Origin of the sequence: Actibacterium naphthalenivorans (genome assembly GCF_014196965.1) — a bacterium.
GTDB lineage: Bacteria > Pseudomonadota > Alphaproteobacteria > Rhodobacterales > Rhodobacteraceae > Actibacterium_A > Actibacterium_A naphthalenivorans.
In genome coordinates this window covers 317,258-324,040 of record NZ_JACIEQ010000004.1, presented here as the reverse complement: position 1 = coordinate 324,040, position 6,783 = coordinate 317,258, and the positions used below count along the sequence as shown (strand labels likewise).

Below are 6,783 nucleotides of genomic sequence, written 5' to 3'. Positions count from 1 at the left end.
GCCGACGCGTTCCTCTTCGCCTGACGTGCCGGCGGCGAATAGCGGATTCCGGCGGACATGCATTGTCCGCCGGACCCATAGCCTGACGCGCCTGAGGGGCGCCTGATGCGCCAACAATCACCGAAAGATCGGGCCACGCCCTCGATTATCGCTGCCGACCTACTCGAACGATCGTTCGAAGCGGAAGGCCCGAACCAGAGATGGGCCGTTGATCACCTGCATCTATCTGGGCGGTGGAGGGCAGGCGTTACGTTGCGGCTGTCATCGACCTGTCAGGTGTCTCTGCGCCCCCCATCTCGCGGCAAATTTCGCCCACCGTCGTTCCGGCTTCTGCCTGCCTCAGCGCACAGGCAATCTGTTGGCTGGAAAATCAATCCTTCGGTGTCGGTACGCTCCCCGCGCTTGCCGGAAATACACGCAAAATCTGGCACTCAGTTCGGAGCAGTTGCAAAGGTCAAAAGAAAAAACCGCGTAGCAGCTGCTGGCGGACATCGACTTAGTTGGTGCGAAAGACCGTTCATCCCCCAACCCCGCCTATCGCCCCTCGAACCGCGCCGGGCGCTTTTCCAGAAAGGCCAGAACCCCCTCCTTGAAATCACGGGTCTCTCCGCAGGCGCCCTGAAGGCGGGCCTCCAGTGCAAGCTGTTCGTCCACCCCGTTGCCAAAGGATGCCCGAAGCGCCTGTTTCACCCCCGCATAGGCCTGCGTCGGGCCAGAGGCGAGGCTGGCGGCACGGGCCTGCCAATGCGCGGCGAACGCGTCCTCGGGGACCACCTCCCAGATCATGCCCCAGTCCACGGCCTGCCGCGCCGTGACCGGCTCGGCGAACAGCGCGGCCCCCATGGCGCGGGCGAACCCGATCTGCCGCGGCAGCCAGTAGGTGCCCCCCGCGTCCGGGATCAGGCCGATCCGGGTAAAGGCCTGCTGAAAGCTCGCGCTCTCGGCCGCGATGACCACATCCGCCGCAAGGGCCAGATTGGCCCCCGCCCCCGCCGCCGGCCCGTGCACCGCCGCGATGGTCGGGATCGGGCAGTCAAACAGCCGGCGCAGCATCGGCTCGTATTCCTCGCGCAGGGTCCGCTCCAGATCAAGCTGGGCGGCATTGCCCGCGTCGCCCAGATCCTGCCCCGCGCAAAACGCGCGCCCTGCCCCGGTCAGCACCAGCACCCGCGCGTTTTCCTGCCCGATGCGCACGGCATGCTCGATCTCCGCCCGCATCTGGCTGTTCAGCGCGTTCATCACGGCCGGCCGGTTCAGCGTCAGCACCGCCACGTCATCTTCGATATCCAGAAGGATGGCCTGATAGTTCATCGCGTCACTCTCCCTGCCCGTGCCTTTGGCGCAGCATAGGCCGGGCGGGCGGGCAGGAAAGCGAAACCGGGGGTTACTCGGCCATAATTTCGTTCAGCCGGGCCTGCTCGGCCTCACTCAGGCCCTCACCGGGCGCCTCCGCGGCCTTGCGCCGGCGCGCGACATAGGTCCCGCCGATGCCAAGCGCCAGGATCAGCATCGCCGGCCCCGCGACCCAGAGCACCAGGTTGGCCCCGCTGGCGGTGGGTTTCAGCAGCACATATTCGCCGTAGCGATCCACGATGAAGGCGATGGCCTGTTCGTCGGTGTCGCCCTCGACCAGCCGCTCGCGGACCAGCAGGCGCAGATCCTTGGCCAGGGCCGCGTTGGATTCGTCGATGCTCTCGTTCCGGCAGACCAGACAGCGCAGCCCCTTGGAAAGCGCGCGCGCGCGCGCCTCAAGCGCCGGGTCGGTCAGCACCTCGCCCGGTTCGACGGCGAAGGCCGGGGCCGAAAGGAACAGCGTCAGCGCGAGGATCAGGTATTTCATCACGCTCACTCCGCCGGAACCGCCGCGGGGCGTGCAGCCGCCTTGGCAGCACCCGCCGCGACCCTGTAGCGCCGGTCCGACAGGCTCAGCACGCCGCCGAAGGCCATGATGATGGCGCCGGTCCAGATCCAGTTGGCAAAGGGTTTGAGATAGGTCCGCACGGCCCAGCCGCCGTCATTCTGCGGATCGCCGATCACAAGATAGATATCGCGCAGGATGCCGTTGTGAATCGCGGCCTCGGTGGTGGGCATGCCCGCCACCGGATAAACCCGCTTTTCAGGAGTAAGCTCATAGAGCTTGGTGTCGTCGCGCCAGACAGAAATGGTGCCCTGCGTGGTGACATAGTTCGGCCCCTGCAGGCGTTGCACATCGTCCAGTTGAATGCCCCAGTCACCCACCTGAAACCGCTCGCCGATACGGGTGACGCGGATATCCTCCTGCTGCCAGGCGGTCAGGGCGGCGACGCCGAAGATGGTGACACCAAGCCCGGCATGGGCCACCGCCTTGCCCCAGTCGGCGCGTGGCAGCCGGGCCATGCGGCGCAGCCGCGCGCCGATCGCGCCCCGCCCCGTCCGGCCAAGCAGATCGACGACCGACCCCGCCACCAGCCATGTGCCCAGGAACAGCCCCACGGGCCCCAGCGACGACCGGCCGGTCTGCATTGCCCAGGCCAGCGCCCCCAGCGCCAGCGCCAGGATCAACGCCCACCGCAGCTGTTTCAGGGCGCGGCCGATCCGCGCCCGTTTCCACGGCAGGATCGCGCCGACGGGCAGGATCAGTGCCAGGATGACCATGAAGGGCGTGAAAGCCATATCGAAGAACGGCGGCCCGACCGAAAGTTTCCGGGCGAAGGCCATCTCTGCCACCAGCGGCCAGATCGTACCGATGAACACCACCAGCGCCGAGACCGCCAGCAGCACATTGTTGAGCACCAGCGCGGTTTCACGGCTGACCACGCCGAACACGCCCTTGGCCTGCATCACGCCGGCGCGGGCCGCATAGAGGATCAGCGCGCCGCCCATGAAGACGGCCAGAATCATCAGGATGAACACGCCGCGCTCCGGGTCATTGGCAAAGGCATGCACCGATGTGATGACGCCCGAGCGCACGATGAACGTGCCGATCAGCGAAAAGCCGAACGCCATGATCGCAAGCAGGATGGTCCAGCTTTTCAGCGCCTCGCGCTTTTCCACCACGATGGCCGAATGCAGCAGCGCGGCGGCGATCAGCCACGGCATGAAAGAGGCGTTCTCGACCGGATCCCAGAACCAGAACCCGCCCCAGCCCAGTTCGTAATAGGCCCACCAGCTTCCCAATGCGATGCCGACGGTCAGGAACATCCATGACAGCAGGGTCCAGGGCCGCACCCAGCGCGCCCACGCGGCATCCACCCGCCCCTCGATCAGCGCGGCGACGGCGAAGGAGAAGCAGATCGAAAGGCCGACATAGCCGAGATAAAGAAACGGCGGATGAAAGGCGAGCCCCGGATCCTGCAACAGCGGGTTCAGATCCTGCCCGTTGAACGGCGGGATCGCCATGCGCACGAACGGGTTCGAGGTGAACAGGATAAAGGCGAAAAACGCCACGGCGATTGCGCTTTGCACCCCCAGCACCCGGGCGCGCAGCGTGGGCGGCAGGTTGCCCCCGAACCATGCCGCCAGCGCACCGAACAGTGTCAGGATCAGCACCCACAGCAGCATAGAGCCTTCGTGATTGCCCCAGACGCCTGACACTTTGTAGAGCATCGGCTTGGCGGTGTGTGAGTTCGCCACCACCAGTTGCACCGAGAAATCCGAGGTGACGAAGGCATGCGTCAGCGCCGCGAAGCTGACGGCCGTCAGCAGGAACTGCACGGTCGCGGCGGGCTCGGCCACGGCCATCCAGCCGCTCCAGCCCTTGTGGGCGCCGACGAGGGGAACCACCATCTGCACGATGGCGACGGCGAAGGCGAGGATAAGGGCGAAGTGGCCAAGCTCTGTAATCATGGTGCGGATACTAAAGCCAATGTCGGCCAAGGCCAACTGTCATCGCCTGCGGTACCGCGCCACAGTTTCGTGAGCCGGCTCAGCCCTGGCCGAGTACCAGCATCGCGCCCGCCGCCAGCATCGCCAGGCTCAGCAGATCGCGCCCGCCGGCGCGGCTCCACTGGTCAAACAGGCTGAGCGCCGACAGACCCGCGATCAGCGCCGCAAGACAGGGGATCATCGGCCGCGCCTCCAATCCTCCAGCGCCGCATTCGGCGCGGCGGCCACCGCCACCGGAGCAGGGTCCGCGCGCAACAGCTCAAGCCCGCTGATGTTCTGCGCCACCTGCGGCGCGCGGGCCACGGTTTCGGCGATAGAGCGTTGAAACTCTTGCCCTTTCGTCTGATGCCGCGCGCCGAAATAGAAAGAGATGATGGCGCCCAGCAGCCACCAGAGCGGCTCCGGCACCAGCGCGATGCCCTGCATCCGCGTCGCGAACCAGATCGGATCGACCATCGCCGACACCAACAGCGCGATGGTGCCAAGCGCCAGCGCCGGGCGCGGCAGGCGGTTGAGCCCGTCGATGATCCGGTCGAACAGCCCGCGTTCGACGCGGGCAAATTCCGCGGTGAACTGCGCCAGCGCCGCGTCGGAGCGCGCCAGATCACGCCCCGCGCCCGCTTCCGCGTTTTCGCGAAACACCTGCGCCGTGTCGCGCAGAACATTGCGGCCATTGCCGAACAGCAGCGTCAACATCCCCTCGATCAGCCCCATGCCCCTGTCCTTTCCGCATGTTCCGCCTCGGTCAGGTGGTAGGCCGGCGCGATGAATTCCTCGGCCCGGCGAATCCACCCGCCCTTGCCGCCATCGCGGCGCATTGCGTATTTGCGGCTGGCCGGGCGGCTGTCGGCCAGGGCGTAATAGTAGTTGCGCCGGGCAATGCCATAGGCATCGGCGATGTGCCGGGGCGCGGCGGCAGCGGCGGCATGGGCGGCGGCGATGGTCTGCGGCCCGATCGCGCCATCGACCGTCACCGCCTGCCCCATCTCGTTCAGCAGCCGCTGCAGAATGCGCACCGCATTGGCGCCCGCGTTGACATACATGTCGAACACAGAGGCCCGCAGCACCTCGGGCAAGGCGTCGATCCGGGGCCGATGATAATAGTGCTCGATGAACAGGCGCTCGGCCTGCTCGCGCGTCAGGCGCTTCACGTCTTCGGCGGTGACCTGCCCGTCGCCCGTCAGATCCATGCCCAGCCGACGCATCGTGCCGATCGTCACGCCGTATTTCGTGGCGCCACCCGGATCGTCCGGGTCATTCACATAGCCGCCCTCACGGGCGACAATGGCCTTCGCGATTTCTTCCACAGACAACATGAAAACCCCCGAGCCTTGCGGAACCCGGGGGAAATTTCGGCCATATCAGGTTAAAAAGCTGCTCAGCTACCGTTCGGTTCCTGGTAGACGCCCTGCTCCTTCAGCGCGTCCACAACCTCTTTCGGCATGTAGCTTTCGTCATGTTTGGCAAGGATTTCAGACGCTTCAAAGACACCGTTGATGTAACGACCGGTGCCGATCATCCCCTGATTCTCGCCAAACAGATCCGGCAGCACACCGGTAAAGGTAACAGGTACCGTGGCCCCGCCATCGGTAACGCTGAAGCGGATGGTTTCGCCCGCGCCGCGCTGCAGCGTGCCTTCCTCGACCAGCCCGCCGATGCGGAACACCTCGTTCGCGCGTGGCGGTTCCTCGACGACCTGCGAGGGCGAGCGGAAGAAATTGATCCCGTCGCGCATGGCATATCCGATCAGCGCGGTGGAAATCGCCAGTGCCGCAAAGGCCACCAGAACGATCTGCACCCGCCGTTTCTTCTTGAGTCCATGCATCTTTCGCCTCCTCCTCAGGGGAAGACCGGTGCCAGCATCAGGCCCGCGGTCTCTTCCCCCCCCAGCATCAGGTTCGCGTTCTGCAACGCCTGCCCCGACGATCCCTTGGTCAGGTTGTCCAGCGCCGCGATCACCATGACCCGGCCCGGCAACCGGTCCGCCACCACGCCGATATGCACGAAATTCGAACCGCGCACATGTTTGGTCGACGGATGTTCGCCCATCGGCAGAACCTTTATGAAAGTCTCATTTTCGTAGGCCTTTGCCAAGGCGTCATGCACGGCTGCGGCATCACCGCGCAGATAGACGGTGGCCAGGATACCCCGGTTCGCGGGGATCAGATGCGGGGTGAACTGCACCTGCACCGGCCGGCCGGCGGCCTTGCTGAACTCCTGATCGAACTCGCCCAGATGCCGGTGCGTGCCACCCGCCGCATAGGCCTGATAGCCTTCGGACAGCTCCGCATGCAGCAGGTTTTCCTTCAACGACCGGCCCGCGCCCGATACCGCAGCCTTCAGGTCGATCACGATTTCATCAAGGTCGATCACCGCCGCTTCGATCAGCGGTCGGATGGCATATTGGCCGGTGGCGGCGTTGCAGCCGGTGCCGGCCACCAGCCGCGCGCCGCGGATCTCGTCGCGGTAGAACTCGGTCAGGCCGTAAACCGCCTCTTTCTGCAACTCCGGCGCGGCATGGGGTTTGCCATACCATTTTTCATATTCCACCGGATCGCGCAGACGGAAATCGGCCGACAGATCCACGACCTTCAGATGGCGCGGCAGCCCGGCGATGACCTCCTGCGAGGTGGCATGCGGCAGGGCGCAGAACACCAGATCGACGTCGGCAAAGTCGATTTCTTCGATCCGCACCAGCGTGGGCAGCGTCAGGTGGCGCAGATGCGGGAACACCGCGCCCATCGTCATCCCGGCCTTGCGGTCGGCCGACAGGGCGGTGATCTCCATCGTCGGATGGGTGGCGATCAGCCGGACAAGCTCTGCCCCGGTATAGCCCGAGGCGCCGAGGATGGCGATTTTATGGGTCATGGCGCGACCTTCCGGAAATGTTGCTGTGGATGTAGGGGGAATCGGCGCCGC

General features: G+C 65.6%; 8 protein-coding genes and 1 pseudogene. All 9 read right to left on the bottom strand.

Going from position 1 to position 6,783, the window contains the following annotated elements:
* Positions 1-247 precede the first annotated feature (247 nt).
* Positions 248-358, bottom strand: a pseudogene (locus GGR17_RS20635) (hypothetical protein); the annotation flags it as partial.
* A 176-nt stretch (positions 359-534) separates the two neighbouring features.
* A complete protein-coding gene (locus tag GGR17_RS15355) occupies positions 535-1,311 on the bottom strand; it encodes an enoyl-CoA hydratase-related protein (protein WP_054539140.1) in 777 nt (258 codons plus the stop codon).
* Positions 1,312-1,384: 73 nt separating this feature from the next.
* Positions 1,385-1,840, bottom strand: coding sequence for a cytochrome c-type biogenesis protein (locus GGR17_RS15350; RefSeq protein WP_054539141.1), 456 nt, complete (start codon positions 1,838-1,840; stop codon positions 1,385-1,387).
* Positions 1,841-1,845: 5 nt separating this feature from the next.
* Entirely contained in the window at positions 1,846-3,825 is a 1,980-nt protein-coding gene (locus tag GGR17_RS15345; RefSeq protein WP_054540405.1) for a heme lyase CcmF/NrfE family subunit, read from the bottom strand.
* Between the two features lie 79 nt (positions 3,826-3,904).
* Complete coding sequence (locus GGR17_RS15340; RefSeq protein ID WP_157445571.1) at positions 3,905-4,045, bottom strand: hypothetical protein; 141 nt, start codon at positions 4,043-4,045, stop codon at positions 3,905-3,907.
* Positions 4,042-4,578, bottom strand: coding sequence for a holin family protein (locus GGR17_RS15335; RefSeq protein ID WP_054539142.1), 537 nt, complete (start codon positions 4,576-4,578; stop codon positions 4,042-4,044). The genes GGR17_RS15340 and GGR17_RS15335 overlap by 4 nt, the downstream gene beginning before the upstream one ends.
* Entirely contained in the window at positions 4,569-5,180 is a 612-nt protein-coding gene (locus GGR17_RS15330) for a holin-associated N-acetylmuramidase (RefSeq protein ID WP_054539143.1), read from the bottom strand. Before GGR17_RS15330 ends, GGR17_RS15335 begins: the two co-directional genes overlap by 10 nt.
* A gap of 62 nt (positions 5,181-5,242) precedes the next feature.
* Entirely contained in the window at positions 5,243-5,689 is a 447-nt protein-coding gene (gene ccmE / locus GGR17_RS15325; protein WP_054539144.1) for a cytochrome c maturation protein CcmE, read from the bottom strand.
* 14 nt (positions 5,690-5,703) lie between these two features.
* Positions 5,704-6,732: an N-acetyl-gamma-glutamyl-phosphate reductase gene (argC, locus tag GGR17_RS15320; RefSeq protein WP_054539145.1), complete on the bottom strand. Its 1,029-nt coding sequence runs from the start codon at positions 6,730-6,732 to the stop codon at positions 5,704-5,706.
* Positions 6,733-6,783 lie beyond the last annotated feature (51 nt).

Excerpts from the sequence above, each read along its gene's own strand:
- GGR17_RS15345 (WP_054540405.1), bottom strand. The coding sequence starts at position 3,825 with ATGATTACAGAGCTTGGCCACTTCGCCCTTATCCTCGCCTTCGCCGTC.
- argC (WP_054539145.1), bottom strand. The coding sequence starts at position 6,732 with ATGACCCATAAAATCGCCATCCTCGGCGCCTCGGGCTATACCGGGGCA.
- GGR17_RS15340 (WP_157445571.1), bottom strand. The coding sequence starts at position 4,045 with ATGATCCCCTGTCTTGCGGCGCTGATCGCGGGTCTGTCGGCGCTCAGC.
- GGR17_RS15335 (WP_054539142.1), bottom strand. The coding sequence starts at position 4,578 with ATGGGGCTGATCGAGGGGATGTTGACGCTGCTGTTCGGCAATGGCCGC.
- GGR17_RS15350 (WP_054539141.1), bottom strand. The coding sequence starts at position 1,840 with ATGAAATACCTGATCCTCGCGCTGACGCTGTTCCTTTCGGCCCCGGCC.
- ccmE (WP_054539144.1), bottom strand. The coding sequence starts at position 5,689 with ATGCATGGACTCAAGAAGAAACGGCGGGTGCAGATCGTTCTGGTGGCC.
- GGR17_RS15330 (WP_054539143.1), bottom strand. The coding sequence starts at position 5,180 with ATGTTGTCTGTGGAAGAAATCGCGAAGGCCATTGTCGCCCGTGAGGGC.
- GGR17_RS15355 (WP_054539140.1), bottom strand. The coding sequence starts at position 1,311 with ATGAACTATCAGGCCATCCTTCTGGATATCGAAGATGACGTGGCGGTG.